Source organism: Sphaerisporangium krabiense (assembly GCF_014200435.1).
GTDB classification, from domain to species: domain Bacteria; phylum Actinomycetota; class Actinomycetes; order Streptosporangiales; family Streptosporangiaceae; genus Sphaerisporangium; species Sphaerisporangium krabiense.
Map to the genome: position 1 here is coordinate 6,401,408 of NZ_JACHBR010000001.1, position 26,466 is coordinate 6,427,873.

Annotated in this window: 29 protein-coding genes; 9 read left to right on the forward strand and 20 right to left on the reverse strand. The window is 72.9% G+C overall.

Features of this window, described 5'->3' with window-relative positions; genetic code table 11:
* Positions 1-80 precede the first annotated feature (80 nt).
* Positions 81-887, forward strand: a complete 807-nt coding sequence (locus BJ981_RS27980) for an SAM-dependent methyltransferase (RefSeq protein ID WP_184615340.1) — start codon at positions 81-83, stop codon at positions 885-887.
* A 37-nt stretch (positions 888-924) separates the two neighbouring features.
* Here the strand turns inward: BJ981_RS27980 and BJ981_RS27985 are convergent, their stop codons facing one another.
* The 8 genes from BJ981_RS27985 to BJ981_RS28015 form a co-directional block, all read right to left on the reverse strand.
* Positions 925-2,097: a WD40/YVTN/BNR-like repeat-containing protein gene (locus BJ981_RS27985; protein ID WP_239139423.1), complete on the reverse strand. Its 1,173-nt coding sequence runs from the start codon at positions 2,095-2,097 to the stop codon at positions 925-927.
* A gap of 222 nt (positions 2,098-2,319) precedes the next feature.
* On the reverse strand, positions 2,320-2,829 hold the full coding sequence (locus BJ981_RS27990) for a lytic polysaccharide monooxygenase auxiliary activity family 9 protein (protein ID WP_184615342.1): 510 nt from the start codon (positions 2,827-2,829) through the stop codon (positions 2,320-2,322).
* Positions 2,830-3,339: 510 nt separating this feature from the next.
* Positions 3,340-3,471 (reverse strand): hypothetical protein, encoded by a 132-nt coding sequence (locus BJ981_RS38640; RefSeq protein ID WP_260324684.1) that lies wholly within the window; start codon positions 3,469-3,471, stop codon positions 3,340-3,342.
* Positions 3,472-3,696: 225 nt separating this feature from the next.
* The gene (locus BJ981_RS27995; RefSeq protein ID WP_239139424.1) at positions 3,697-4,302 is read right to left on the reverse strand and encodes a TetR/AcrR family transcriptional regulator; all 606 of its coding nucleotides are present in this window, start codon (positions 4,300-4,302) and stop codon (positions 3,697-3,699) included.
* Positions 4,299-4,652 (reverse strand): SPW repeat protein, encoded by a 354-nt coding sequence (locus BJ981_RS28000; protein ID WP_184615344.1) that lies wholly within the window; start codon positions 4,650-4,652, stop codon positions 4,299-4,301. Before BJ981_RS28000 ends, BJ981_RS27995 begins: the two co-directional genes overlap by 4 nt.
* A gap of 251 nt (positions 4,653-4,903) precedes the next feature.
* A complete protein-coding gene (locus BJ981_RS28005) occupies positions 4,904-5,941 on the reverse strand; it encodes a CHRD domain-containing protein (RefSeq protein ID WP_184615345.1) in 1,038 nt (345 codons plus the stop codon).
* 161 nt (positions 5,942-6,102) lie between these two features.
* Positions 6,103-6,807 carry an anti-sigma factor family protein gene (locus BJ981_RS38645; RefSeq protein WP_184615347.1) on the reverse strand — a complete coding sequence of 235 codons (705 nt, stop codon included), beginning with the start codon at positions 6,805-6,807 and terminating at the stop codon, positions 6,103-6,105.
* Positions 6,804-7,379, reverse strand: a complete 576-nt coding sequence (locus BJ981_RS28015) for a sigma-70 family RNA polymerase sigma factor (RefSeq protein WP_184615349.1) — start codon at positions 7,377-7,379, stop codon at positions 6,804-6,806. The genes BJ981_RS38645 and BJ981_RS28015 overlap by 4 nt, the downstream gene beginning before the upstream one ends.
* A 434-nt stretch (positions 7,380-7,813) precedes the next feature.
* Between BJ981_RS28015 and BJ981_RS28020 the strand changes: the two genes are divergently transcribed.
* The 3 genes from BJ981_RS28020 (at position 7,814) to BJ981_RS28030 (ending at position 9,737) form a co-directional block, all read left to right on the forward strand.
* Positions 7,814-8,722, forward strand: coding sequence for a hypothetical protein (locus tag BJ981_RS28020; protein WP_184615351.1), 909 nt, complete (start codon positions 7,814-7,816; stop codon positions 8,720-8,722).
* A 282-nt stretch (positions 8,723-9,004) separates the two neighbouring features.
* The gene (locus BJ981_RS28025; protein WP_184615353.1) at positions 9,005-9,286 is read left to right on the forward strand and encodes a WhiB family transcriptional regulator; all 282 of its coding nucleotides are present in this window, start codon (positions 9,005-9,007) and stop codon (positions 9,284-9,286) included.
* Positions 9,287-9,335: 49 nt separating this feature from the next.
* Positions 9,336-9,737: a hypothetical protein gene (locus BJ981_RS28030; RefSeq protein WP_184615355.1), complete on the forward strand. Its 402-nt coding sequence runs from the start codon at positions 9,336-9,338 to the stop codon at positions 9,735-9,737.
* Between the two features lie 10 nt (positions 9,738-9,747).
* On the opposite strand, the gene BJ981_RS28035 is transcribed toward BJ981_RS28030, so the two are convergent.
* The 4 genes from BJ981_RS28035 to BJ981_RS28050 form a co-directional block, all read right to left on the reverse strand.
* Complete coding sequence (locus tag BJ981_RS28035) at positions 9,748-10,674, reverse strand: carbohydrate ABC transporter permease (RefSeq protein WP_184615357.1); 927 nt, start codon at positions 10,672-10,674, stop codon at positions 9,748-9,750.
* Positions 10,675-10,699: 25 nt separating this feature from the next.
* On the reverse strand, positions 10,700-11,641 hold the full coding sequence (locus BJ981_RS28040) for a carbohydrate ABC transporter permease (protein ID WP_184615359.1): 942 nt from the start codon (positions 11,639-11,641) through the stop codon (positions 10,700-10,702).
* A 100-nt stretch (positions 11,642-11,741) separates the two neighbouring features.
* Complete coding sequence (gene ngcE, locus BJ981_RS28045; RefSeq protein ID WP_184615361.1) at positions 11,742-13,163, reverse strand: N-acetylglucosamine/diacetylchitobiose ABC transporter substrate-binding protein; 1,422 nt, start codon at positions 13,161-13,163, stop codon at positions 11,742-11,744.
* A gap of 31 nt (positions 13,164-13,194) precedes the next feature.
* Positions 13,195-13,947 (reverse strand): sugar isomerase domain-containing protein, encoded by a 753-nt coding sequence (locus BJ981_RS28050; RefSeq protein WP_239139425.1) that lies wholly within the window; start codon positions 13,945-13,947, stop codon positions 13,195-13,197.
* Between the two features lie 204 nt (positions 13,948-14,151).
* On the opposite strand from BJ981_RS28050, the gene BJ981_RS28055 reads away from it, so the two are divergent.
* A complete protein-coding gene (locus BJ981_RS28055; RefSeq protein WP_184615365.1) occupies positions 14,152-14,667 on the forward strand; it encodes a DUF2087 domain-containing protein in 516 nt (171 codons plus the stop codon).
* Between the two features lie 16 nt (positions 14,668-14,683).
* Here the strand turns inward: BJ981_RS28055 and BJ981_RS28060 are convergent, their stop codons facing one another.
* Both BJ981_RS28060 and BJ981_RS28065 read right to left on the reverse strand, forming a co-directional pair.
* Positions 14,684-15,589, reverse strand: a complete 906-nt coding sequence (locus tag BJ981_RS28060; protein WP_184615367.1) for a DUF72 domain-containing protein — start codon at positions 15,587-15,589, stop codon at positions 14,684-14,686.
* Between the two features lie 52 nt (positions 15,590-15,641).
* On the reverse strand, positions 15,642-16,952 hold the full coding sequence (locus BJ981_RS28065) for an NAD(P)/FAD-dependent oxidoreductase (RefSeq protein WP_184615369.1): 1,311 nt from the start codon (positions 16,950-16,952) through the stop codon (positions 15,642-15,644).
* A 237-nt stretch (positions 16,953-17,189) separates the two neighbouring features.
* Here BJ981_RS28065 and BJ981_RS28070 point away from each other — a divergent pair, with 237 nt between their 5' ends.
* Genes BJ981_RS28070 through BJ981_RS28080 form a run of 3 tightly spaced genes read left to right on the forward strand, consistent with a single transcriptional unit; the run spans position 17,190 to position 20,261 of the window.
* Complete coding sequence (locus BJ981_RS28070) at positions 17,190-18,497, forward strand: extracellular solute-binding protein (protein WP_184615371.1); 1,308 nt, start codon at positions 17,190-17,192, stop codon at positions 18,495-18,497.
* Positions 18,494-19,447 (forward strand): carbohydrate ABC transporter permease, encoded by a 954-nt coding sequence (locus BJ981_RS28075; protein ID WP_184615373.1) that lies wholly within the window; start codon positions 18,494-18,496, stop codon positions 19,445-19,447. Before BJ981_RS28070 ends, BJ981_RS28075 begins: the two co-directional genes overlap by 4 nt.
* Positions 19,437-20,261 carry a carbohydrate ABC transporter permease gene (locus tag BJ981_RS28080; RefSeq protein ID WP_184615375.1) on the forward strand — a complete coding sequence of 275 codons (825 nt, stop codon included), beginning with the start codon at positions 19,437-19,439 and terminating at the stop codon, positions 20,259-20,261. Before BJ981_RS28075 ends, BJ981_RS28080 begins: the two co-directional genes overlap by 11 nt.
* Before the next feature lie 91 nt (positions 20,262-20,352).
* On the opposite strand, the gene BJ981_RS28085 is transcribed toward BJ981_RS28080, so the two are convergent.
* Complete coding sequence (locus BJ981_RS28085) at positions 20,353-21,228, reverse strand: NAD(P)H-binding protein (RefSeq protein ID WP_184615377.1); 876 nt, start codon at positions 21,226-21,228, stop codon at positions 20,353-20,355.
* Positions 21,229-21,344: 116 nt separating this feature from the next.
* On the opposite strand from BJ981_RS28085, the gene BJ981_RS28090 reads away from it, so the two are divergent.
* Positions 21,345-21,854, forward strand: a complete 510-nt coding sequence (locus BJ981_RS28090) for a winged helix-turn-helix transcriptional regulator (protein WP_184615379.1) — start codon at positions 21,345-21,347, stop codon at positions 21,852-21,854.
* Positions 21,855-21,866: 12 nt separating this feature from the next.
* Here BJ981_RS28090 and BJ981_RS28095 read toward each other — a convergent pair whose 3' ends face one another.
* The 5 genes from BJ981_RS28095 to BJ981_RS28115 all read right to left on the reverse strand — a co-directional run.
* Complete coding sequence (locus tag BJ981_RS28095; RefSeq protein WP_184615381.1) at positions 21,867-22,769, reverse strand: PfkB family carbohydrate kinase; 903 nt, start codon at positions 22,767-22,769, stop codon at positions 21,867-21,869.
* Positions 22,770-22,852: 83 nt separating this feature from the next.
* Positions 22,853-23,818: a hypothetical protein gene (locus BJ981_RS28100; protein ID WP_184615383.1), complete on the reverse strand. Its 966-nt coding sequence runs from the start codon at positions 23,816-23,818 to the stop codon at positions 22,853-22,855.
* A 139-nt stretch (positions 23,819-23,957) separates the two neighbouring features.
* Positions 23,958-24,743, reverse strand: coding sequence for a maleylpyruvate isomerase family mycothiol-dependent enzyme (locus tag BJ981_RS28105; RefSeq protein WP_184615385.1), 786 nt, complete (start codon positions 24,741-24,743; stop codon positions 23,958-23,960).
* Between the two features lie 103 nt (positions 24,744-24,846).
* A complete protein-coding gene (locus BJ981_RS28110) occupies positions 24,847-25,989 on the reverse strand; it encodes a glycerophosphodiester phosphodiesterase family protein (RefSeq protein WP_239139426.1) in 1,143 nt (380 codons plus the stop codon).
* A 97-nt stretch (positions 25,990-26,086) separates the two neighbouring features.
* The coding region (locus BJ981_RS28115; RefSeq protein ID WP_446444261.1) for an SbtR family transcriptional regulator at positions 26,087-26,466 on the reverse strand (380 nt) is incomplete at its 5' end.

Genomic DNA, 26,466 nt, shown 5'->3' on the forward strand with positions numbered 1-26,466 from the left:
TGGGCATTTTTCTACATATGCTCATATTCGTCGACACTTGTTAAGATCGTCGGCGTGAAGCGGATCAGTGGGGGACTGCGATGAACCCGTCCTCGTTCGGCCCGGGTTTCGACCCCAACACTCCGAACGCGGCGCGTATGTACGACTACTTCCTGGGCGGTAAGGACAATTTGCCCGCCGACCGTGAAGCGGCGGACAAGGTGCTCAGGTTCGTCCCGGAAATCCCCATAGGCATCCGCGAAAATCGCGCCTTTCTTGTTCGCGCGGTACGGTTCCTCGCCGATCAGGGCATCCGGCAGTTCCTCGACATCGGCGCCGGGCTCCCCACGCAGCGCAACGTGCACCAGGTGGCCGCCGAGCACGCGCCCGGCTCCCGCACCGTCTACGTCGACAACGACCCGCAGGTGCTCGTGCACGCCCGCGCCCTGCTCCAGGACAGCCCGCAGGTACTGGTCGTCGAGGGCGACCTGCGGCGTCCGGAGGAGATACTCGCCGACCCGGCGCTGCGCCGCCACCTGGACCTCGGCCGACCCGTCGCCGTGCTCCTGCTGGCGATCGTCCACTTCATCAGGGACTCCGAGGACCCGGCCGGCGTCATCGCCAAGATCCGCGGCGCGCTCCCGCCCGGCAGCTACATGGCCATCTCACACGTCGCCGTGGACGAGCGGCCCCAGGCCGCCCCGGGCGTCGAGCGCGTCTACAGCGGCGCCTCCGCCCAGTTCGTGGCGCGGATGTCGCGCGAGATCGAGCCGTTCTTCGACGGGCTCGACCTGGTCGAGCCGGGCATCGTGAACCTGCACCAATGGCGCTCCGACCTGCCCGTGGTCGCCCCCGAGCTGGACAGGATCGGCGCCTACTTCCTGTGCGGGGTCGGCCGGGTCCGATAGGGGGACCGGCGGGCCCGCGGCCCGCCGGTCGCCGGGGTCAGCGTCCGCCGAACCGCAGGCGCGCGACGCGGCCCTGTTCGCCGGACGCCCAGCAGCTCAGGTCCGGCGCGCACGCGACGGTGTCGAAGGACCCGCCGTCGAAGGCCCGCCACCGCGCCCCGGCGGAGAGCGTCACGTCGCTGCCGGACGGCCCCACCGCGACGGCGGCGAACGGGGCCCAGGGAAGCCAGGTCACGCCCGATCGGTAGGCCGCGGGAGGCTCCGCGGCCGGCCTCCAGGTGGCGCCGCCGTCCTCGGTCACCGCGGCGGCGTCCGGCGACGCCTGGCCGGCGCGGTAGTCGCCGCCCACCGCGATGCCGTGCCGCGGGTCGCGGAACGCCAGCGCGAACACCCCGCGCGCCGGGTCGCCCGCGGGGATCGGGGTGTCGGACACCTTCCAGGTGCGGCCCCGGTCGCGCGAGTGGAAGACGCGCGAGCGCGCGCCGCCGCCCGAGGCCAGCCACACGTCCCGGTCGCCGGCCGTCGCCAGGCACTGGCCGCTCGCGGCGAACCCGGCCTCGCCGGGGAGCGCCTCCGGCATGCCCGCCGAGGGCAGCACGCGCCAGCTCCGCCCGCCGTCGTCGGTGGACAGGACGCGGAACCTGCCGTCCACGGGGTCGCTCATGGCGAGCCCGTGCCTGCGGTCGAAGAAGGCCATGCAGTCGTAGAAGGCGCGCGGCTCGTCGTTGCGGAAGGTCTCCGCCCAGGTGCGCCCGCCGTCCTCGGTGCGGTAGACGCGGGACGCCTCGCCCTCGCCGATGGACAGGACCACGGCGGTGCGCGCGTCGAACGCCTCGATGTCGCGGAACTCCAGGCCGGAGGCGCCGGGCGGGCCGGACGCCGTCCAGTGCGCGCCGCCGTCGCCGGTGCGCAGCACGGTGCCGAGCGAGCCGGACGCCCACGCGACGCGCCCGCTCACAGGGGAGAGCCCGCGCAGGCGCGCGGTGCTGCCGGTCGGGGTGAGCCGCCAGGTGAGGCGGCGCGCGAGGTCGTCCACGCCGGCCGCGGCGCCGGAGTCCACGGCGGACGGGAGGCCGAGAGCCGGGCCGGAGTCCACGGCGGACGGCAGGTCGCGGGCAGGGCCGGGGGGTTCGGTCTCGGCGTGCGCCGGGGCGGTGGTCGCCAGGACCGCGACGGCCGCCGCGACGGCGAGAGCGGTTCGCGGCCTCAAGCGGGGGATCGGGGACTCGGGGGGTATGGGGGGTATGGGGGGCATGGGGGGCATGGGGGGCATGGGGGGCATGGGGGGAACGTAGCGAACGGGATCACATCCGTCCACGGTCCCGCCGCGGACGCGGACGTCGGCGCGCCCGCGGCGGGACCACTGGGCCCGGACGCGTGCCCGGCCCCGCCGTGGCGGCGGCGGCGCCGGGCGTCCGGCCCTCCGGGATGGTCAGCCGACCTGAAGGTCCACGCAGTTGTAGAAGGCGTTCGCGGTGTCGTAGACGTTCCAGACCGCCAGCACCTTGGTCCTGCCGGTGACGTTGCCGAGGTTCACCGTGTGGGACACGGTGGAGCCGGGCTGCGCGCCGTTGTCGTTGATCGACGCGACGCGGGTGCCGCCGACGTAGTAGTCCCAGGTGCTGGTCCTGTGCCGGGCGGTGAGCACCCAGGTGAAGGTGACGGTCCTGCCCACGCGGGCCGCGGGCCACGCCTTGCTCTCGTCGCTGAGCTGGGCGAACCTGCCGACGTTGCCGTGGCAGTTGCGCAGGCCCTTCGGGCCCTCGACGCTCTGCGGCTCCCAGACGATGTCGCCGCAGTTGGAGACGGCGCCGCGGGCGCAGTTGGCCTGCCGGCTCGGCGGCGAGGAGATGTAGCCGTGGGCGTTGGCGGGGGAGGCCACGAACACCGTGGCGCCGATGGCCATCACGGCGGCGGCGAACAGCGTGATCGTTCTTCGCATGTGGTGCTCCTTACTGTGCTGGGGGGTGCTCCTAGTTTGTAGGAAACTTTCCTAAGGGTAAATGCGTTGATGACAGAAGTTTTGTCGTTCTGTCAGAACGTTTCGGGCTGAAGGGATCTTGATTGGTAATTGGAACGATCCTTACTGTGGCGACGTTTACCGCTGATGCCGTTGATAGCCGGATATGTGGCTTAAGTGGAGAAAACTGAGCTTTTGGGCTATATGGGGTGAATAGTCGAGTTTGCCGCAACTACCGTGGCAGGCAAGTATGGCGTCGTCTCGACGCTCCCGGGAGTTCGGATCCGGCGCTGCGCCGGCCCGCGGCAAGGACGGGCCGCGAACCCTCCGACACGGAGTGATCCTCATGCTGAAACACGCTCTCGCCGCCTGCGCGATCGCGGCGTCCGGCCTCATGGCACCGGTGGCCGCGCAGGCTCCGCCCGCCGGCGCCGCTGTGGTCCGGCATGTGTCCGAGCACGGCCACATGGCGCCCGTCGGCGACGACTGTCGCTACCGGTCGTGCCGCAGCGAGAGACCGCGGCGGTACGGCGGCTCGAGTTCGAGCGGTAGCAGTAGCAGTAGTTCGAGCAGTTCGAGTAGCTCGAGCAGTTCCAGTAGTTCGAGTAGCTCGAGCAGTTCCACCGGCTCCAGCGGTTCGGGCCGCGGTTGGCGGGACGACTGGGACCGCCGGGGCGGGGGCTCCGGTTCCAGTTCCAGTTCCAGCAGTTCGAGCAGCTCAAGCAGCTCGAGTAGCTCCAGCAGTTCGAGCAGTTCGAGTAGTTCCAGCGGTTCGAGCGGTGACTAGGACGCGGTCACGGACGCGGCGCCCGCCGGTCCGGCGCCGCGCCGGCGGCGTGCCGGGCTCGGTCAGACCAGGGCCCTCACGATGAGATCGGCCACCATGTCGGGGTCGATGTGGTGGCCCGTCAGCATGCAGAGGCTCTCCTGGTAGAGCAGCACGGCGGCGAAGGTGGCCGCGGCGGCCTCCAGGCGCGCCGCGTCGCCGCGGCCGCCGGGCAGGGTCAGCTCGAGGACGAAGCTCGCGCGGCGGATGATCTCGGCGTTGAGGTTGCGCAGCCGTTCGCGCACCGAGCCGTGGGTGTCGGCCTCGCGGAACAGGATGCGGCGCATCGCCGGGGAGGCGCGCAGCGGCACGCGGCGGGCCAGGCGGGCGAGCGCGCCGGCCGGGTCGCCGGGGACCTCCTCGACGGGCTCGTCGCCCATGTCGTCGACGCGGGTGCGCTCCCCGACGAGCGTGACGAGCACGTCGATCTTGCGGGGGAAGTAGTGGAAGACGAGCCCCTTGGGAACCTCGGCCCGTTTGGCGATCTCCGCGGTGGCGGTGGCCTCGTAGCCGCCGCCGGCGAACAGCTCCTCCGCGGCGTCCAGGATGCGGGTGCGGGCGTCCGGCCATGCCTCGCCGGTCCCGGACCGCCGCCGGGCGGCCCGGGACCACAGGGACGGATTGATCACGCGTGCGTCGGCGCCCGGGTGCCGACGCGGGTCTGAAGGGCCGTCCACAGCCCGACGATAACCGTCACGCCGCCGGCGATCCACGCCGTCCACGCGGCGGCGCCGTCGCCGTCGAAGCCGAACGCGAAGGGGGACAGGAACAGCAGTGCTCCGAAGGCCGCCGTGACCCAGGAGCTCGCGCCGCCCGCGCCGAGCAGCGACCAGAGCGCGGAGATGAGGAGCAGGCCGCCGACCAGCAGCAGGGGCTGGGCGGCGGCGCGGGTGCCGTCCGCCCACAGGAACGGCGCGAGGACCGCCGCCGCGCCCGCCAGGAACGCGACGACGTCGGCCCAGGATTTGGAGAGGTCCATTCGTGCCTCCGGCGAAGAGAGAGGTGTCGTGCCCTTCGACCGTCGTCCTGATTGACCGACCGGTCAATGTTCGCGAACGTTACGAACTGCTCACTGTGCGGGGTGGTTCCCTGGCGGCGCGGAAGGCCGCCCCGCCGGAGCCGGACCCGCCCCAGGACAAGGCGCCCGCCGCACCGGGTCACGGCCGGTACGGCGGGCGCCGCTCGAGGGCCCCGCCGGCCCGGGGGCGGTCCGGGCGGGGCGGGGCGGGGTCACCAGGAGCGGTGGCGGGTCCTGAAGAGCTGGCCGCGGACGGCGCCGCCGTCGAACACGGTCGTGTGCAGGTTGGCGTACCAGTTCTTCGGGTTCCTCCTGATGCCGTCCGCGATCTCGTCCTTGACGGGCGCGGCGCCGGCGATGCCGTAGATCGAGGCGGGCAGCCCGTTGGCGTCGGCGAACAGGTCGGCCACCACCTCGCCGTTGCGGCCCTTCTTGCCGCGGTGGACGTGGCCGTTGGTCACCGGGTCGAGGCGGTCCCAGACCGTGGCGTAGTAGATCTTCGACCCGCGGACGCCGAACAGCCACTCGGCGTGCCCGTCGCGGTCGCCGGTCCTCTTCGGCGGAGCGGGCACCTCCTGCCCGCCGTCGGCGCGGACGCCGAACGAGGCGCGCGTGCCGTCGGCCAGCAGCGCGGCCAGGTCGACGCCACGGGGCAGCCGGTGGAGCTGGGCGCGGACGGCGCCGCCGGGGAACTCGCCGGTGTGCAGGTTCACGTACCAGTTCTTCGGATTCTTCGTGATCCTGGACAGCAGGGCGCGGTCGCCGACCTTGAGGCGTCCCGCCACGGCGCTCGCCGTTCCGGGCAGCGCCTCGGCGAAGAAGCCGATCTTCACCTCGCCGTTGGTCCCGGCCTTGCCCTGGTGGATGTGAAAGGCCGTCGGGGCCGCGATGCCCTTCCAGCGCACGGCGTAGGAGACCTGGTCGCCGCTGATGCGCACCACGGCGTAGGCGCCGCCGTCCTTGTCTCCCACGGCCGGGCCGCCCTTGACGGGTACTTCCTCCCGGCCGCTGAGCCGGGCCGCGAAGTAGACGGCGGGGGTGTGCGTGCCGCCCGCCGCCCTGGAGGTATCGGCGGAGGTCTGCCCGGCGGCGTGACCGGCGTGCGAGGTCACCTGCGAGACGCCGTGCGAAGAACCGTGGGAGGGGTCGTGCGCGGCGTTCGCGGCCGGCGGGAAGGCGGCGGCGAGCAGACCGGCGGCCGTTCCGGCGGCCAGACCGGCGAAAGGCAGGGCGAGGGTGCGCTTGGCCATGATGAACCTCTCATTTTCCGCGTCGAGGGTGTCGAGGGTGCGGTGTCGGTGTTTCCGGCACTAGTACGGGGCCGGGGGCGGAAGAGGTTCAATTCGCGGACCGGTAAAACTACATGGACAACGGCCTGGCGCCGCCCGGTGGGAAAGGTTATCCTGCCAGGTCAGACATTCACCGTGAGAAGTGTCGCCCCGGTTGAGGCGGTCACCTCGAAATGGTCGATACGGTCGGGCGGCAACGCGCTCCCGCCGTGCACATAAAGGGGTTCCGGCGAGCCCGGAATTCCATATCCCTTTTCCGGGACCGCCCATCCGGTGACGACGCGCCTTTCGCCTTTTTCGGTGACGGCGACCAGCGTGCACTCCAGAGGACCCTTGAGGCCGCGCAGCTCCAGGGCCACGTGCGTGCCCCAGTCCTTGCCCTCCAGCACCAGCCCGCCCGACACGCCGGGGACGCTGCCGGGCCGCCCGGGGATGGGGACGCCGGCCTTGTAGTACGCCTCGGCGGGACCGTGCGCGGAGTGACCGGGCCCGAAGGACGGCCCGCCGGTGACGGTCGCGCCGACCGCGATGCCGCCCAGGACCAGCGCCGCCGCGGCGGCCAGGCCCCCGGCGTACCGGGTGAGCCTCGCGCGCCGGCCCGCGGCCCGGTCGCGCCGCACGAGGCGGAGCAGCCGCTCGGGGGCGTGCTCCTCGCCGTCGTCCTCCAGGGGAGGGAGCCCGGCGAGCGCGCCCGCCGGTCCGGACAGCTCCGACAGCTCGGCCCGGCACGCGGCGCAGCCCGCCAGGTGCGCGGCGAAGGCCAGGCGGTCGGGCTCCTCCAGCAGGCCGAGGGCGTAGGCGCCCACGTCGGTGTGCTCGACGGTCACGCGGTCACGCCCCTTTCCTCCAGGGCCACGCGCAGCGCGCGCAGGGCGTAGTACACCCGGGACTTCACCGTCCCGAGCGGGATGCCCAGCACCGACGCGGCCTCGTTCACCGACCTGTCCCGCAGGATGGTCTCGTTCAGGATCTCGCGGTGCGCGCGGGACAGGGACCGCAGCGCGTCCTCCACCATCACCTGGCGCAGCAGGTCGTCGGTGAGGTCGGGGACGGGGGCGTGCCCGAGCGGCAGGTCGCCCGCCTCCCGGGGCCGGGCGTCCCTGCGGCGCACGTCGTCGATGACGACGCGCCGCGCGACCGTGGCCAGCCACGGCATCAGCGAGGCCGCCTCGGGCCGCAGCTCGCCGGCGCTGCGCCAGGCGCGGATCATGGTCTCCTGGACGACGTCCTCGGCCCACTGGAGGTCTCCTCCGGTGAGCCGCGCCGTGAAGGCCAGCAACGGCCGGTGGTACTCGCGGTACAGCTCGGAGACGATCAGCTCGTCGTCGGGTTCCTTCGGCGGGCGGGGACGGCCGAACAGGTTCCGCCGTCCTCGCGGGCCGTGGAAGGCGTCCGCCATGGACTCTGCTCCCGGGGTCGGCCGTCGGGGGACCGTGCCATCAGGCATCATCCCGCGCGCCGTGCGAGTGCGCGAGCCCGGCCCGTCAGGCGGCCGTCGCGCATTGACCATTCATGAGGCTCAAGTACCGAAATTTCGCGCTTAGGGGCCTAGTTTCGCTACCGTTGACTCCCGAGGGCCGGGCTCCGGCGGAAAGCCCGCGCGACATCGTCGCGCGTGGCCGCCGCCGCGCGAACGCGGGCACGCGCGCCTGGTCCTCGACGGCACGGGCCGGCTCCAGGGAAGCCGGCCGAAGGCACGGCACGTGAGACCCCGGCAAGGCGGGGAGGCAGGCAGGTCGCGCGGAAGGGGAGCAAGAAGGGAACCGCCAGGGCCCGATGCGCCCGCCGGCGGATTGCATGGTCCAGGAAGTTCGGTGATCCAGGAGTGCCGCCATGACCCGCGAGTCCCGAGAGGAGCACGGCGATCTCGCCGATCTGCTGCTCGTCGGCCCTTTCCACCAGGCGCTACGCGTCGCGATCCAGGAGCGCTCGCTCACGCTGGAGCGTCTGCGCCGGAGGATCGTCCAGGCCGGTGTGCCCGTCGCGCTGTCGACGCTGAGCGACTGGCAGCAGGGCAACCGCCGCCCCGGGACCGAGAGGTCGATGCGCGTGGTCGCGGTGCTGGAGCAGATACTCGGCCTTCCCCCCTCCTCGCTGCGCGACCTGCTCGACCACGAGTCGGTCGTCCACGACGAGCGCGGCGGCGCCATCGGCGAGCTGCTCGACCGGCTGCCGGGCTCGCGCGACCGGGACGCCACGATCCTCAGCCAGCAGCAGAAGGTGACCGTCAGCAAGTACGGCGCCGCCAGCAAGGTGTGGAACCGGACGCTCATCCGGGCCCGCCGCGACGGCGTCGACCGGTACTTCTTACGGTTCTTCGGCGGTCCCGGCACCGTCATCGACGACGTGCAGCTCAACCCCATCGACAACTGCACGCTCGCCCGGGTCGAGCGGCACCCCACCCAGCCGGTGCTGGTCGCCGAGTACCTGTTCGGCAGCAAGCTGCAGGCGGGCGAGACGTGGGTCTTCGAGCACCAGTACGAGGACCACGCCGACCAGCCGGACACCGAGTACGGCCACGGCTTCCGCTACATGGTGTCGCAGTACCTGCTGGAGGTGCGCTTCCACCCCGAGCGCCTGCCCGCCGCCTGCTACTCCTACGCCCGGCGCGGCCTGCTCGGACCGCCGCACCGCACGGGCGTGCTCACGCTGAACCCGCACCACGCCGTCCACCTGGTCGCCTCGAACGTCGCCGCCGGCGTGCTCGGCATCACCTGGGACTGGGAGAACCCCGCGGGCTGACCCCCGATGCCGCGCGCGACGCTCACGCGGGCCGGATCACCCGCGCCGCTCGGCGGCCACCGTTGCCGGTGGCCGCCCGGGACGGCGGCGATCGTGCCGGGAATCAAGAACCGGACAAGAGTGGACGCTAGGCGTCAAAGCGGAAGTAATCCGCGGTCCTGGGTATTCACATTGGTGCTCTGATTTACCCGCAAACAGGTGTCAAGGCATCGACAGCGGGCACGCGACTCCACGGCTGAACCGGCAGCCTGAGGACTCCGCGCTCACTCGCATTGGAATGCCATGATCACCCAGAACACGATCCTCCCCGCCGTCTCGTGGCTGCGCCGCGCCGCCTGCCGTGGCGAGGACCCGGAGCTGTTCTTCCCGATATCGGCGAAGGGGCCGGGGCACCTGCAGCACGAGCGCGCCAAGGCGGTCTGCCGCCGCTGCCCGGTGCGCGTGCCCTGCCTGGACTACGCCCTGCGCACCGCCCAGGAACACGGCATCTGGGGCGGAACCGACCCTGACGAGCGCAGGGCGAGCGCCCGGCGCTCCCAGGACCGGCGCGTGCGGGTCGGATAGCGGAGACCGCGAAGACCATGGAGACACGGGACGCGGGTAGGGAGGGGTCATGAGCGACGACCTGCCCGACCCGGGCGAGCGGCGGCCCTCGGGGCTGGACGACACCACCGTCGAGGCCCTCGGCAAACTGTCCGAGGCCCTGGAGACCGTGCAGCGCGCCCGCGGCCACCTCTACACCTTCCACCAGCTCACCGGGCACGCCCACCTGCAACTGGAGGAGGCCGTTTCGCTGCTGCGCGCGGCCGGGCACGACACGCACGCCGACGCGCTGACCGCGGATCTGCTCGGCCGCGACGTGCTGCCGGGTCGGTGGACCTTCCAGGTCGTCGAGGAGTACGACGACGGCTACTACCGCTGCTTCACCGAGACCGAGGAGCGGCTCAGGAACGACCTGGCCAAGGGCAGGCGCCACATCTACGAGTCCGAGATGAAGCGGCGCCTGCAGAGGTGAGCGGACGGGATCACTTGAGCGCGCCCGCGGTCAGGCCGGCCTGGATCTGCCGCTGGAAGATCGTGTAGACCACCAGCATGGGCAGGATCGCCATGCTGAGGGCCGCGAACAGCGCCGCCCAGTCCGCGTCGTAGCCGGCGGCCGTGGAGATGTCGGCGATGCCCTGCGTGAGCACCCACTTGTCCTTCGACTGGCCGCTGAGCAGCACCAGCGGGATCTGGTACTGGTTCCACTGCCCGAGCACGTTGAAGATCGTGATGCTCACGATGCCGGGCCTGGCCAGCGGCAGCATGATCTGGAAGAACACCCGGGCGTGCGAGGCGCCGTCCACGAACGCCGCCTCGGCCACCGCCCCGGGCAGCGTGCGGAAGAACGCCGACAGGAAGAACACGGTGAACGGCAGCGAGTAGGCGATGTACACGAGCACCAGCCCGCCGTAGCTGTCCAGCCCGATCAGCGGGCCGATGACCGGCAGGCTCCCCATGGTGCGAACGACGAAGAACAGCGGCGTCAGCGCCAGGTACACCGGGAAGGCCAGGCCCGAGACGAACAGCAGGTAGACGGCCCGGTCGCCGCGGAACCGGTAGCGCGCGAGCACGTAGGCCGCCATCGAGCCGAGCAGCATCGTGCCGGCCGTGCCGAGGCCCACCACCACGACGCTGTTGAGCATGTACCTGCCGACGTGCGCCTGCTCCCAGGCGCGCGCCCAGTTGTCCCACCGCGGGACGGCGGGCAGCGACCAGGCGCTGCCGAAGATCTCGTCCTCGGTCTTCACCGACGCCAGGAACGTCCACGCGATCGGGACCACGACCAGCGCCGTCCACACCAGCAGCGCCGCGTGCGACAGCCCGGCCAGCGGGCCGAGCACGCGCCGCCGCCGCTCGCGGGCCGCGCTCCTGGCGAGCGCGACCGGCTGGGATCCCGCCTGAGACGTCACGTCCCGGCCCCTTTCACAACTCGGCTCAGAACTCGACCCGCTCGCGGCGCGACAGCCGCAGGGCGACCGCCGCGAAGGCGACCGTGAAGAAGAACAGCACCACGCCCATCGCCGAGGCGTAGCCGAACTTGAAGTACTGGAAGGCGTTGCGGTAGATCTCGGCGGCCATGACCGTCGTCGCGTGGTCGGGCCCGCCGTGCTCGGCGGTCATCACCCACACGATCGCGAAGACGTCCAGGGCGGCGATGCCGAGGTAGATCCACCCGACCTGCACGGTGTCCCACAGCAGGGGCAGGGTGACGCGGAAGAACAGCCGCCCGCGGCCCGCCCCGTCGATCTCCGCCGCCTCGTACAGCTCGCGCGGGATGGACGCCATGCCCGCCGAGAACAGCACGACGTAGAAGCCGACCGCCTGCCAGATCAGCACGCCGAGGATCGACCACAGCGCCACGCCGGGGTCGGACAGGAAGCCGACCGGCTCCAGGCCGAGGGCGATCAGCGGGGCGTTCAGCATGCCGCTCTCGTCCGGCCGGAACACCTGCTGGAACAGCACGGCGACGATCGCGACGGCCAGCACCTGGGGGAAGAAGAAGACCACGCGGTAGAACCGGGCGCCGAACACCCCCGAGGCCGCCGTGGAGCCGCCCGCGTTGAGCAGGAAGGCGAAGAACAGCGCGATGACCAGCGTTCCGATCGGCATCAGGACCAGCAGCAGGCCGTTGTGGCGCACGGCGGTCCAGAACACGCCGTCCCCCAGCAGCCGCTGGAAGTTGGCCAGGCCCACGAAGCCGGGCGCCGCGCTGACCCCGCGCCAGTCGGTCATCGCGATGGAGAACGCCTGGGCGTAGGGGGAGATCACGTAGATGAGGTAGAGCAGCACCGGGGCCGCGAGGAACCCGATGATGAACCGCGCCCGGGTGAAGGCGGCGCGGTTGGCGGTGAGGGACCTTCTCGTGCGGTCGGCCACGCTGTTCTCCCTGGTACCGCTGTGCGGCTGCTTCGCTGGTCGCCGGCCGTGGCCCGAGGGTCCGCGCCGGGCCGCGGGGGCCCGGCGCGAGGGCCCCTGGTCAGCGGCGGGTGTACTTCTTCACCGAGGCGTCGTTCCTGATCTCGTCGGACTTGCGCTGGATCCGGTCCGCCCACGCGGCCACCGGCAGGCGGCCCGCCATGAGCTGGCCCGTCGCGGCGGCGGCCTCGTCGTGCAGCTCCTTGTACCACTGGCGGAACCGGAAGTAGGTGGTGTTCTCGCCCGCCTCCTTCAGCCGGGCCGCCGCGCTGCGCAGCCCCGGCTTCAGCGTGCGGCCCTCGGCCGCCCCCTTCACCACGGTCAGCGTGCTCACCATCTCGCTGAACCTTCCCGCGCCCTCCTTGGAGAGCATCGCGCGCATGTACTCCATGCCCGCGCGCGGGTTCGCCGACCGCGCGGCGACGAAGAACTCCTCACCCGGCCGGGAGTGCAGCGTGCCGTACGGCAGGGCGTCGGAGGCGGTGAACGACGGCAGCGGGAACATGGCGTACCCGAAGTCGGGGGGCGTGGTGTCCTTCTGCTCGTTCTCCAGCCACGACCCGCACGGCAGCATGGCGACCTGGTACTTGTTGTGCGCGGTCTGGGTCTGGATGTGGTCCAGTCCCTCGGTGCCGCGCAGCAGGTACTTCGCGCCGAGGCCGGCGAAGGCGGTGGCGGCGGTGGCGACCGGCTCGGCCTTCCACGCGCCCTCGGCCAGGTTGTCGATGTCCTTCAGCACCTCGACGCCGCCGATCTTGGCGGCGAGGGTGAGGATCGTCTCGTAGATGTAGAACGGGTGCTTGCCCGCGTAGGTGAACGGAGCGCACTTCCCCGACTTCTGGATCCTCTCGCAGAGCGCGGTGAACTCCTCCCACGTCTTGGGCACCTGCCAGCCGTTGTCGCCGAACAGCTTGGTGGAGTACCAGATGCCCCAGACCGTGCTGGCGTAGTTGAGGACGCAGTAGGCGCCGTCGTAGGTGCCGAGCTCGACGGCCGAGGGCAGGATCGTGTCCCGCACCTTGACGGCGGGGTCGTCCCAGCTCGGGGCGTCCAGCAGCGGGCCGAGGTCCTGGAGCTGGCCGTCCTGCGCCAGCGCGCCGAAGTCCATCGCGTTGTCGCCGGAGTTGTTGACGAACTCCGGCGGGTTCCCTCCGGCGAAGCGGGGCTGGAGCGTCTTGGCGATCTCCTTGGTCGCCGTGTGCTTGATCGCCGCCTTCGGATGCCTGGCGGCGAACAGGGGCTCGTGCACCTGGCGGGCGTAGGCGTCGCCGAAGCCGCCGTCGAAGATCACCACCTCGAACGGGGCGGTCTCGGCTATGCCGAGCGGGTTGGCCGCCGACGTGGCCCCGGTGGCCGCCGGGGCGGGGGCGCCGGACCCGCCTCCGGGGGACGCGCAGGCCGCGAGCGCGCCTCCGGGGAGCAGGACGCCCGCGAGGGCCGCCGCGCGCAGCAGCTCGCGCCGGGTGAAGGAGTTGTCCGCCATTGGTCCTCCTGGGGGGTGGAGAGGGGGAACTTCAGCCGCCGCGGCGGATGCGCCCCGCGTACCGGGCCTCCAGGGCGCGGTTGTGCTCGTCGCCGCCGACGACGTTGGCCGAGCGGTAGATCGGGGGCTCCTCGCCCGCCTCCGTCAGCGCCCGCACCACTTCGGCGACCACCATCTGCGCCAGCAGCGCCGAGGTGATCGTGGACACCGCCCCGAACGTGCCGCCCCCGGGCAGCCGCAGCACCGCGTCGCCGTAGGGGGCGCCGTTGTCGAGCACCACGTCGGCGATGTCCATCAGCTTCCGGCCTGAGGGGTGCCGCGAGGCCATCGCGGCGCTGTGGCGCACCGACGTCAGCGCGACCAGGGGATGGCCGCGCTCCTTGATGAGGGACGCCAGCTCCACCACCGAGCCGTTGACCCCGGAGCTGGAGATCAGCACGAACGCGTCCCCCGGCCGGACCGGCGCCAGCTCGTAGACGCGGCGGGCCACCGCCGGGTCGCGTTCCAGCTCGGCCGAGCCCAGCAGGGACGCGGGCTCCCCGCCGTACAGGACCAGATCGCGCAGCGCCAGCCGGTTGGCCGGGACCAGGCCGCCCGCGCGGCCCGCGATCTCCATCGCGATGGCCTCGGAGTGGCCGGAGCCGAACGCCTGGATCACCCCGCCGGCGCGCAGGGCGGCGGTGAGCAGCGCCGCGGCCTCCCGCACGGCCTCCGCCCGCCCCGTGGCGACCTCGCGCACCAGCATCTCGACCTCCCGGGCGTAGGCGCCGGCACTGATGTCCAAAATTATTCCTTTCATTAAGGAGTGATCAGATGAAAATAATTGCCCAGCACCGGCCGCTTAGCAAGAGGAGCTTCGTGGCATTCTGGACATCGGCCCGCGCCGCGGACCGGACGACAGGCGCCGCTCATGCGCCAGAATGGGCGGGGGCCGTCACCACGGGCGCGGCCATCGCGGGCGGCCGCGTCGACGAGGCATCGGGAAGTCATGAGCGAAGATCAGATCAGGCGGGTGCTCGGCCTGCTCTCCCAGGACGACACGCTGCGGGTCTTCTCCGCCCTCGTCCTGCACGGCACGACGGGGGAGTGCGGCCTCGCCCCCGAGGCCGAGCGGCGGGCGCTGGACCGCCTCGAACGCGGCGGCCTCGTCACCCGGGACTCCGGCGGCTGGCGCGCCCGGCGCGAGCGGTTCCGCGAGCTGCTGCACGCCACCACCCCGCCGCCCGCCCCCGCGCCCGACGCCGAGAGCCGGGTGCTGCAGACCTTCCTGGTCGAGGGCCGCCTGCGCGCCATCCCCACCCGGCGCGAGAAGCGCCTCGCCGTGCTCGGCTACATCGCCCGCGTCTTCGAGCCCGGCGTCCGCTACCCCGAGAAGGACGTCAACGTCGCGCTGCGGGCCTTCCACGACGACTACGCGGCGCTGCGCCGCTACCTCATCGACGAGGGCCTGCTCGCCAGGGAGAACAACGTCTACTGGCGCAGCGGCGGCCCCGTGGACGTCTGAGCCGCGGCGAGACGTCTCACACGCCGAGGAGCTCGGCGAGCCTGGCCGCGTTGCGCTGGGCGTTGTCCGCGCAGCAGTTGTTCATCAGCACGTGGACGCGCGGGGTGCGGGCCGCCAGGTCCGCGATCTCGCCCGCCCAGCGCGCCAGCTCCTCCTCGGAGTACAGGTAGCCGAACCGCTCCTCGATCACCTTGCTCGCCCACAGCCGCGAGTGCCCGTGGAAGCGCACCACCGCGAGCTCGGCGGTCGCCGCGAGCACCGGCGGGATCGACGACGGATGCCCCTGCGGCATGTCGACGCTCACGTACGGGACGCCGTGCTCCGCGAGGAACCCCAGCGTCGCGTCCCGCGCGTCCCGCGACATCCACGCGGCGTTGCGGAACTCCACGCAGGCGGTCATCGGCGCGCACCGCCGCACGGCGTCCAGGACGGTGCGCCTGGCGCGCTCGCCCGGGGCGAACCACGGCGGGAACTGGAACAGCACCGCGCCGAGCCGGCCCGCCTCGTGCAGGGGCCTGATCGTGCCGAGGAACCGCGCCCAGACCTCCTCGGCGACCGCCGCGGGCACGTCCCGGGGATAGACGCTGGTCTTGGCGGTGCCGAGCCGCTCCCGCAGGTCCTTGTAGAGGGTGCGCACCGGGGTGGGGTGGCCGGTGAGCAGCGAGAACGCCTTGACGTTGAACGTGAAGTCCGGCGGGGTGCGCGCGAGCCAGGCCTGGACGGTGCGCGAGGACGGCGGCGAGTAGTAGGTGGCGTCCACCTCCACCAGCGGGAACCGCGAGGCGTAGTGGGCGAGCCGCGCCGCCGGTGTCGTCGCCTCCGCCGGGTACCACCCGGACGTCAGCAGGCTCTTGTCCGTCCACGACGCGGTGCCGACCAGTATCCCCTTGCGGTCACTCTCACGATGATCGACATCGAGCATCCCGCCCCTCTACCACCACACCTCCCGCCAAACCTTCGCGCGGCGGCGCGGATCAGGAGGCGCCGTCGTGCGGGTGGTCGGGGGTGCCCTGGTCGAGGGGGACGGCGGCGGCGCGGACGAGGTCGAGCTGGACGGTCTGGCGGGGGAGGATCGCGTCCAGCAGCCAGTTGCCCGCGATGCGGGTCCGGCCGCCGGGAACGGCCAGCAGGTGGTAGCCGCGGGCCACCACCTTGGCGGGCACACCCGACAGCGGGACGCCGAGCGGGTCGGCCGCGGCCTTCACCCCGCCGAGGTCCACCACGAAGCCGAGGTCGTGGTGCTCGTAGGGACGGCGCTCGCCGTGGCCGTAGGAGGCGGCGATGTTGTCGGCGGCCCGCTTGCCCTGGCGGGTGGCGTGCTGGGCGGTCATGGCCGTGTGCTCGCCGGGCCGGGTCAGGTCGGGCACGGCCGCCGCGTCGCCGATCGCGAAGATCTCCGGGTGGCCCGGCACGTTCAGGTACTCGTCCACCTCCAGGCGGCCCTTCGCCGTGGGCAGGCCGAGCGACTCCACCAGCGGGTCGGGGCGCACGCCCACGCACCAGATCAGCGAGCGCGTGGGGACGAACTCCCCGTCGGACAGCCGGACGCCGTCGCCGGTCGCCTCCTCCACCGTCGTGCCGGGGCGGATGTCGATGCCGCGGCCGGCGAGCGTGGCGTGCGCGGTGCGCGAGAGCCGCTCGTCCAGCTCGGGCAGGATGCGGGGGGCCTTGTCGACGAGCAGCCAGCGCAGCGGCCGGCCGGCCAGACCCGGCCGCCGCTTCGCGGTGTCGGCCGTGAGGAGCTGTCCCTGGGCGGCGACCTCGGTGCCGGTGTAGCCCGCGCCCACGACGACGAACGTGCACCGCGCGTCGCGCTCCTTGGGGTCGTCCTCGGCGTCGGCCAGCTCGATCTGGCGGATCAGGTGGTCGCGCAGGTACAACGCCTCGGCGATGCTGCGGAAGCCGTGGGCGTGCTCCACCACGCCCGGGACGGGCAGCAGCTTGTTGACGCTGCCCACGGCGATCACCAGGCGGTCGTAGCGCAGCTCGCGCCGGCCGCCCTCGGCGTCGGTGCACGTGACGCGGCGCGCCTCGGCGTCCACCTCGTCGACGCTCGCCAGCAGGTGGCGCACGCCGGGCAGGCTCCCGGCCAGCGGGACCGCCACCTTGCGCGGGTCCAGGATCCCCGCCGCGACCTCCGGCAGCAGCGGCAGGTACAGGAAGTAGTCGGTCGGGTTGACCAGCACGATCTCGATCGCGCCCTTGGCCAGCCGGGACAGGCGGCGCGCGGCGCTGTAGCCCGCGAATCCGCCGCCGGCGATGACGACCCGCTGCCGGTTGCCCATCGGTCCTCCCTCGATCCGCGTTCGGCCGCACGCCGTCCACGCGTGCGTGCCTCCTTTGTCGCGTACCCGGTCTCCCCCGGAGAAACCTGGGCGGGAGGACGGTCCGTCGCGGCCATTTACCTACCTTTCAACTTGGTTATCATGGCGGTCAAGATCGGAACCCGGCACGGCCGGCGACGGGGCACGCCGCCGCCTGCCGGGAGGCACGCCGTACCGCAGGGACGCGAACGAACGGGGATGCTGATGATCAGGAGAAGGCTCGCCGCCGGAGCCGCCGCGCTCGGCCTCGTCCTCGCCGCGGCCGGTTGCGGCTCCGGCGACTCGGGCGGCTCGGGCGGTTCCGGCGGGCAGGGGAGCACGGCCGGGGCCGCCTTCACGTACTGGACCAGCGGCTGGAAACCCGACCAGATCGCCGCCGTGGACGCCGCCTTCGCCAAGGCCAACCCCGGCATGCGCGCCAAGGGCGAGTACATCGCCAGCTCCGACCAGTACCTGCCCAAGGTCGTCGCCGCCCTGAAGAACGGCACGCAGCCCACCGTCCTGCTCACCCAGAACCCCTCCGACCTCCCCGTGGTGGCGCAGAGCGGCAAGCTGATCCCGCTGGACGGCAAGCTGACCGCCGAGACCGACGCCCTGTACCCCGGCATCAAGGAGTCCCTGTTCCACAAGGGCCGCCAGCTCGGCATCGCCCTCGGCGGCGTCGGCGACGTCGTGCTCTTCTACGACAAGAAGGCCTTCGCCGCGGCCGGCATCGACGGCCCGCCCGCGACCTGGGCCGAGCTGGCCGCCGACGCCAAGAAGCTGTCGGACCCGGCCAAGGGGAAGTACGGCTTCTACGTGCCGCTCGGCGAGGCCGAATGGATCAGCTTCGCCTGGGCCCCCATGCTGTACGCCGAGGGCGGGTCCTTCCTCACCCCGGACGGCACCGCGACGGCCTTCAACAGCCCGCAGGGCGTCAAGGCGCTCACCACGTGGGTGGACCTGCTGCGGAGCAAGGCCGCGCCGAGCACCAGCTACGCCCAGGCCGGCAGCTTCGACGGCGCCCCCGCCTTCGCCGGCGGCGCGGTGGCGATGATCGTCGACGGGCAGTGGGCCGTGAGCACCTTCCGGGAGGCCGGGGTGGACTTCGGCGTCGCCCCCATGCCCCGCGGCGACGCCGGGACCGCGACCAGCCTGGGCATCGGCGTGGCCGCCCTGCTGAGGACCGACCCCGCCGCCGAGAAGGCGGGCCTGGCGTTCCTGAAGTTCCTGGCGAGCCCCGCCCAGGGCGCCTACCTCGCCGTCCAGAGCGGCGGCCTGCCCTCCGCGCCCGAGCAACTGGACCAGCCCCTGCTCAAGGAGCACATCGCCAAGGACCCGACGTACGAGGTGTTCGCCGAGGCCGAGAAGACCGGCAAGGTCCGCCCGATCACCCCCGCCTACAACGCGATCTCCCAGAGCCTGTGGACCCAGATCAACGCCGCCCTGCAGGGCAGGAAGACCCCGCAGGAGGCCCTCGCCCAGGCCGCCAAGGAGGGTGACGCGGCCCTGAAGAAGCTCGGATGACCTCCGCCGCCCGGACGACGCGCCGGGCCCTGCCGTACCGGATCGGCGGCCGGCGCGGCCCGGGGGAGGCCCGGACCGGGGGCGGGCGGGGGACCAGGACGCTCGCCTACGCGTTCGTGGCGCCGACCGTGGTGCTCACCGTCGTGTTCTCCCTGGTCCCGCTGGGAATGTTGCTGTGGCGCAGCCTGCACGGCGGCGGGGTGTTCGACCTGGAGCCCCGCTTCGTCGGCCTGGACAACTACACCGCGATGCTCGCCGAGGGCGGCGGCCAGGCCCTCGGCGTCACCGCCGTCTACACCGCCGGCTTCGTGGTGCTGACGATGGGCGCGGGCCTGGGGCTGGCGCTGCTGCTCAACTCGCGCGCGCCCGGGGTGGCGCGGCTGCGCGCCCCGTTCGTCGTCCCGTTGGTCGTGCCCGTGGTCGCCACCGCGCTGATCTGGGCGAACATGTTCGCGCCGCGGTTCGGCGTCGTCAACAGGGTGCTCGCGGCCCTGGGCCTGCCGCAGGCCGACATCCTGTCCGCGCCGGGGCCCGCGCTGCTCGCCGTGCTGACCTTCGGCGCGTGGCAGTTCTTCGGGCAGAACGTCATCCTCTACGTCGCCGCGCTGAAGTCCGTCCCCCGGGACGTGCTGGACGCGGCGGCCGTGGACGGCGCGGGGGCCTGGCGCAGGTTCCGGCACGTGCAGTGGCCGCTGACCCGCCGCCACACCCTGCTCATCTGGGTCGTCACCACCCTCACCGGCCTGCAGACCTTCACCCAGATCTACGTCCTCACCCAGGGCGGCCCGGACGGCGCCACCTCCACCGCCCTGTACTACGTCTACGACCAGGGGTTCGTCCAGTTCGACACCGGCAGGGCGAACGCCATGGGCGTCGCCCTGTTCCTGCTGTCCCTGCTGGTCACCGTCGTGCAGCTCTGGCTGGTGGGACGGTCGGGCCGTGCCCGCTAGCCTTCTCGCCCGGCGCGCGGCGGTCTACGTGGCGCTCGGCCTCGCCGTCGCGATCGTGGCGTTCCCGCTCGTCTGGATGACGCTGAGCGCTCTGAAGACCAACGCCGAGGTGATCAACCCGGCCGCGCCGCCGTGGCCCGCCGCGCCGCGGTGGTCCAACATCGGCAGGGCGCTCTCCCAGGCCCCCTTCGGCCGCTGGTACCTCAACACCGCGGTCTTCGGGGTCGCCGCCACGGCGGGACAGCTCATCACGGGGCTGCTCGCCGGCTACGCCTTCGCCCTGCTCGACTTCCCCTTCAAGCGGACGCTGTTCCTCCTCGCCCTGAGCGGCCTGATGGTGCCGTTCAGCGCCATCATCGTCCCCATGTCGGAGCTTCTCGGCGCCCTGGGCTGGCTGAACACCTATCAGGGCCTGATCGTGCCGAACGTCGCCTCGGCCCTGGGCGCGTTCCTGTTCCGCCAGTTCTTCCTCGGCACGCCCCGGGAGCTCGGCGAGGCCGCCCGCCTCGACGGCGCCTCCGAGCTACGCGTGTTCCTCCGGGTGTACGCCCCGCTGGCCCGTCCGGTGATCGCCGCCCTGGCGATCATCCTGTTCCTGCAGAACTGGAACAACTTCCTGTTCCCGCTCATCGTGGTGAACACCACCGACATGGCCGTGCTCTCCCAGGGCCTGTCGGTCTTCCGCAGCCAGTTCACGACCGACTACAACCTGATCATGGCCGCGTCCCTGATCGCCGTCGTCCCCGTCCTGCTCCTCGCCGTCACCGCCCAGCGCCACATCATCGAAGGCATCACCCTGGGCGCCCTGGACTGAGCGCCGCGCCTTCCAGGGGAGGAGGTCTTCCGCGCGACCGTCGGCGACCCGGGGCGCCGGGACCGCGTGCGGCCCGGCGCCGATCGTTCCGTCAGGGGCGGGGGAAGAGGGCCGCGACGGTCTCGCGGATGTGGGTGCTGGGGTGGCCGATGAGCTTGTGCAGATCGCCGGGGGTGGCGGAGAGGGCGCCGCGGGAGATGTCGACGTCCATCGCGGCGTACAGCTCGGCGACCGGCTCGGGCATGCCCGTGGCGGCCAGGACGCGCGCGTACTCCTCGGGCGACAGGTTCTGGTAGACGACCTCGCGGGGCGTGGCGGCGCCGACCTCGACGGCGAGCTCGCGCATGGTCCAGCCGACGTCGCCCGACAGCTCGTACACGGTGTTGTCGTGGTTCTCGACCTCGCCGGGGCCCGCGCCGATCAGCACGGCGACGGCGGCGGCGGCGTAGTCGGCCCGCGTGGCGCTGGCGATGAGCCCGTCGCCCGCGCTGCCGACGATGACGCCGTGCTCGGCGCCGTTGATGATCGCGGCGTGGTAGTTCTCGCTGTACCAGCCGTTGCGCAGGAAGCTGTACGGCACGCCCGAGGCGCGGATGTACTCCTCCGTGGCCCGGTGGTCGGGGGCGACGGCGAGCGGGCTGATGTCGGCCTGGAGCACGCTGGTGTAGGCGAGCAGGGCCACGCCGGCAGCGGCGGCGGCGTCCACGACGGCCTTGTGCTGGGCGACCCGGGTGCCGAGGTCGGGGCCGGAGATCAGCAGCACGCGGTCGCCGGCGCCGAAGACGTTCGCCAGGGTCTCCGGCCGGTCGTAGTCCGCCTCCCGGACCTGGACTCCCCGTTCCGCGAGGTCGGCGGCCTTCGCGGGATTCCGTACGGCGGCGACGAGCTGGTCGGCGGGCACGGTGGCCAGCAGGCCTTCCATGACGAGCCGGCCAAGCTGACCGGTCGCGGCGGTGACGACGATCATGGGTTCGATCTCCTGTGAGTCGGGGTTCGAGCGTAGGCTAGTACTAACTGTGAGATAGTGCCAGAGGATCGGTAAGTGCTCTCCCGGGTATAGCACGGAGACCGTAAGCTGGTGTTATGGAAAAGCAGGGCACGAAGGCGCGGCGGGCGCGGGCGTCGCACACGCGCGCCGGGCGGGAGCCGGTCGTGGCGGACGGGCGGGACGCGTGCGCGCGCGACGAGGACGTGCGCGCCCCCGACGAGCACGACGAGGTCGCCTTCGACGTGTTCGCGCGCGGCTGCCCGTCCCGCGAGACCATGGAGCATCTCACCGGCCGCTGGGGCATCCTCGCCATGGCCGCGCTCGCCGACGGCACCTACCGCTTCAACGCCCTGCGCCGCCGCGTCGACGGCGTCAGCGAGAAGATGCTGGCCCAGACCCTGCAAGCCCTCGAACGCGACGGCATGGTCCACCGCGCCGCCCAGCCCAGCATCCCGCCCAAGGTCGAGTACAGCCTCACCCCGCTCGGCCGCGAGGCCGCGCGCCGCCTGGCCGGGCTCATCGAATGGCTGGAGGGCGAGATGCCCGAGGTCATGACGTCCCGCGCCGTCTACGACACCGCGAAGAGCGCCGCACCCCGCTCCTGAGCGCCGGGGCCGTCAGCGGGCGCGGCGCCGTAGCCAGGCGCGGGTGCCGAACGAACCGCAGGACGCCGCCGCCACCGGGACGGCGAACTCCAGAGCGGACGCGAACGCCTCCTCGTCCAGGTCCCGGGCCCGTCCCGATCCGCCGAGCGCGCGGCACAGCGCGAAGGTCAGCGCGCCGTGCAGCACGTCGCCCGCGCCCAGGGTGTCCACCACCGCGACCTCGGGGACCGGCAGCGCCCGCACCGGCCCCGCCCCTCGCCACAGCACCGGCGCCGCGCCCCGCGTGACCGCCGTCCACGGCACGCCCGCCGCGCGCAGCCGCGCGAGGACGTCCTCGGGCCCGCCCGCGCCCGGCGGGCGGAAGTCGGCCGACACCACCGCCACGTCCACATGCGGCAGCAGCCCGGCCGTGCCCGGCTTCCAGCTTCCCCCGTCCAGCAGGACGAGGCGTTCCCGCCGCCGGGCCAGCCGCGCCGCCTCCAGGGCGAGCGCGGGGTGGTGGCCGTCCAGGTGGACCACCGCGCTCGCCGCCACCAGTTCGTCCAGGTCGGGCGGCGGCCGCACGTCCAGCCCGGCGGCGTTGACCGACACCACCGCGCGGTCGCCGCCGCGGCTCACCATGATGGTCGACACGGCCGGGGGATCGGCGGCGTCCGGCGTCAGGTCGAGCAGCCGCACGCCGCGCTCGGACAGGTCGGCGCGGATCCCCGCCGCCAGCGGATGCCGGCCCACGGCGCTGACCAGCGTCGCCGCCCCGCCCAGATGCGCGAACGTCACCGCCGCGTTGGCCGCGGGCCCGCCCGCCGCGACCGTCTGCCGCAGCGCGGTCACCTTCTCGTTCGCCGACGGAGGCCGCTCCACCGCCTGCACGAGGTCCAGCGTGCACAGCCCGGCGAACAGCGCGCGAGACGTCATGCCCCCACCGTAACGACGCCGGCGCCGCGCTCCGGGCGCGCGGCGGGGCGGACCCGGGCGGCACGCCCGCCCCGCCGCCGGCGTCACGACGACAGGACGGCGATGTCGTCCATCTGCATCCAGCCGTCGGCGCCGACGCCCCAGAAGCCCGCGAACACCGTGACGACGTCGTTGTTCAGCGAGTTGAACGGTTTCTCGACGAGCTGGTAGCCGCCGCCGGGCGTCGGTCCGAAGTGGACCTCGGTGGGCGGCCACATGCCGGGCAGGCGCACGCCGAAGAACGCGGTGTTGATGTTCGCCGTGGTGCGGATGAACCCGCGCACCACGTAGTCGGTGTTGCGGCGCACGGCGATCTGCTGGGTGAGCGCGTTCCAGTTCCTGCCGGAGGTCCGGATGAACGCGTTGTTGCGGAAGGTGTGCGCGAAGCCGCGGTTGAGGTCGATGCCCTTGGAGTCCGGGCCCTCGGTGGCCCACGGCCAGGAGACGGCGCCGGAGGTCTGCCGCTCGAAGCCGCCGTCGTGCACCGGCGCGCGGTACAGCTTGACGACGACGTCCCAGGCGCCGGTGTTGTCCCAGGTCTCGGGGTCGTTGATGCCGAGGGTGACGGTGTCGGCGCCGGGCATCACGCAGTTGGACGGGCGGCTCACCTGGAACGGCGACCCGCCGGCCCACACGAGCAGGCTGTACTGGTTCATCAGCGGCGCCGGGTAGCCGTTGCCCGCGGCCTGCGGGTTGCCCGCGGGCGTGACGATGTCCCACGGGTCGGCCGGGGCCAGGAGGCTGACGTCCACCTCGTCGGCGAGGTCCGGCTCGATCCTGATCATGTCGCCGTCGGCCAGCCGGGGCAGGCCCGCGGGCGGGTAGGTCTGCCCGCGCCCGCCGTCCAGGTGGAGGATGGTGAACGCGTCGGGGTCGGTGCCCTGCACGCACCGCTGGCTCGCGCCGGTCGGCGTGGGCGCCGGGGCGGCGCGCGCCGGCGGCGGCCCGAGGATCAGGGTGGCGGTCACCGTCAGGAGCATGACGCTCCACAGGGTCGGTCGTCGGCGCATCGGGTGCGTCCCTTCCTGCCGCGGTGGTCCCGGCCAGGTGCGCGCGCCGGGTCCTGCGAGGGTCCCGCGCGCCGCCGCGGGCACGCATCAAGGAAAACCATGAGATGCCGCGGCGGGAAGGGGCGGAGCGGCCGCGGGCTCAGGAGAGGGAGGCGCGCGACAGCCAGAAGTCCAGCAGGCCGGCGTCGCCGCGTATCTCCACGCGGCCGCCGGTGGCGGGCAGGCGGCGGTAGAAGGTCAGCAGGACGTCGGTCAGGGAGCCGCGCACGGTCACCGTGGCGTCCTGGCCGCCGGTGTCGTCGCGGCGCCAGGTGAAGCCGTCCGGGCCCAGCTCGATCAGCCACGCCGCGCCCGTGTCGGCGGCGGCGAGGCGGATCGTCTCGCCGCCGCCGCGCAGCTCGGCCAGCGCGGGCATCCCGCCCGCCTGCTGGCCCGCGAACAGCTCCAGCAGCTCGTCCACCGCGTCCGCCGCCAGGTCCGGCGCGACGACGTACTCCTCGCCGAGGGCGAGCGCGGCGTCGGCGCGGTGCACGACGATGTCGTGGACCGCGCGCCGCACCCAGAACGGCGTGCCCCCCTGGAAGCCCCACACCGTCGCCTCGCCGTCCGGCCCCGCCTGGCGCAGCGTGGCGGTGTACTTCTCCGCGGCGTCGGAGAACCACGCGTCCAGTTCGGCCGGGTCGTCGTCGCGCGGGCCCGACAGCCCGGTCACCTGCGCCGCCGGGTCGCTCACCGGCGTCCCGGCGCCCACGGCGGTCTCGACCGTCCGCAGGTTGCCGCCGATGTGCCGGACCAGCGCCGCGAACGTCCAGCCGGGGCAGGCCGGCACCGGGGCCGAAAGGTCGGCGCCCTTGACGAGGTCGCGGAGCAGGCCGCTCTGGTCGAGGATCTCGTCGCAGTAGCGGTCGTATCCGAGGGGTGCCATGTGCGTGCTCCTCGCAGCTCGGCGGGGCGCTCACCGTGAGCGGATCAGCTCGAGGATATGAGCGTCCCCGCCGCCGGGACAGGCGGCGCGTCCGGTTCCGGGGTCACCGGGGACGCGGCCCCGGGTAGCGCCTGGGGAGGTCGAAGCCGCGCGCCGCCAGCACGCCGCGCAGCCGGTCGGGGTAGTCGGTGATCAGTCCGTCCACGCCGTCGTCGATGAGCTTGTTCATGGTGGGTTCGTCGTCGACGGTCCACGGCACCACCTTGATGCCGAGGCGGTGCGCCCGGTCCACCATCTCCCTGGTCACGTAGGGGACGTAGCCGGGGTCGGCGACCGTGCCGTTCTGGGGGAACCCGTGCACGGGCGAGAACGCGGCGGCTCCGAACGACGCGATGGCCTTCAGCGGGTCCCCGCCGAAGTCGTCGATGTCGATGCCGCCGAGCCACGGCGAGGCGCCCGGTTCGCCGACCTGGAGGAAGTCGTGGTTGGTCAGCGCCACCAGGGGCAGGCGCGGCTCGACCTGGCGCATCCGCATCAGCGCGCCCCAGTCGAAACTCTGGATCGTGACCTGCCGGGCGATGCGGGCACGCCTGATCTCCGCGGCCGCCACCTGGACGAACCGCTCGCGCGGCGCGGTCTCGCTCGGCGCGCCCGCCTCCACCTTGGTCTCGACGTTCAGCGTGACGTCGTCGGCGTGGAACCGCTTGACCAGGTCGAACACCTCGCTCAGCAGCGGCATCCTGGCGCCGGGCGCGGGCCGCTGGCCGGGGAACTCGGGCAGCGTCCGCGACCCGCAGTCCAGGGTCCTGACCTGGGCGAGGGTGAGGGTGTTGACGTACTTGCCGGCGTAGGGGAACTCGGGGTCGCCGGGAGAGACGGGGCCGGTGTCCTGGCACTTGCGGGCGTCCACCCGGCGGTCGTGGGTGACGACGGCCCTGCCGTTCTCGGTGAGCTGGATGTCCAGCTCGAGGGTGCTGACGCCGACGCGCAGGCCGTTGGCGAAGGAGTCCAGCGTGCTCTCCACCACCAGCCCGAGCCCGCCGCGGTGCGCCTGCAGGTCGAACCGCCGGTGCCCGCGTCCGCGGTCCGCCGCGTCGGGGCCATGCGGGGTGAGGTCCTGTGCGGGTGGGGCCGGGACGCCGTCGGTGGGCGTGACGACCGGGTCGGCGGACGCCGGGGCCTGGAGGGCCAGGACGAGCAGGCAGGCCGGCAGTGCGGCGGCGGGCGTGCGGAACGTCTTCATCATGGGCGGCATCCGTTCTCATCGGGTCTGATCGGGACGGTGGCGCACCCGCCAACCTGCCGATCATGGATGACCCTCGGGGAAAGCCCCGATGAAGCCGTCAGTCCGCCCGCGTGTCCGTTCGGTGCGCCGGGCCGCGCACGCCGTCCAGGGTGAGGGACAGCAGGCGGGCGGCCCTGGCCGGGTCTCCGGCGGCGAGGGCGATACCGGTGACCAGCCCGAACAGCTCGTCGACTTCCAGGTCGGCGCGCACGGCCCCGGCCCGCCTCGCGGCGGTGAGCAGGCGTTCCCCCGCCGCGCGCATCATGCCCACGCAGTCGAAGCCGCCGGCGGTCCCGCCGTCCCCCGTCGTGGTCGCGAGCCCCCTGTCGGTCAGGGCGTGGACGAGGACGGCGTCCAGCCAGGCCGTGAGCGCCTCGCCGGGCGGGCGCGCGGCGGCCAGGTCGTCCGCGGCGGCGCACAGGGTCTCGATGCGGTCGC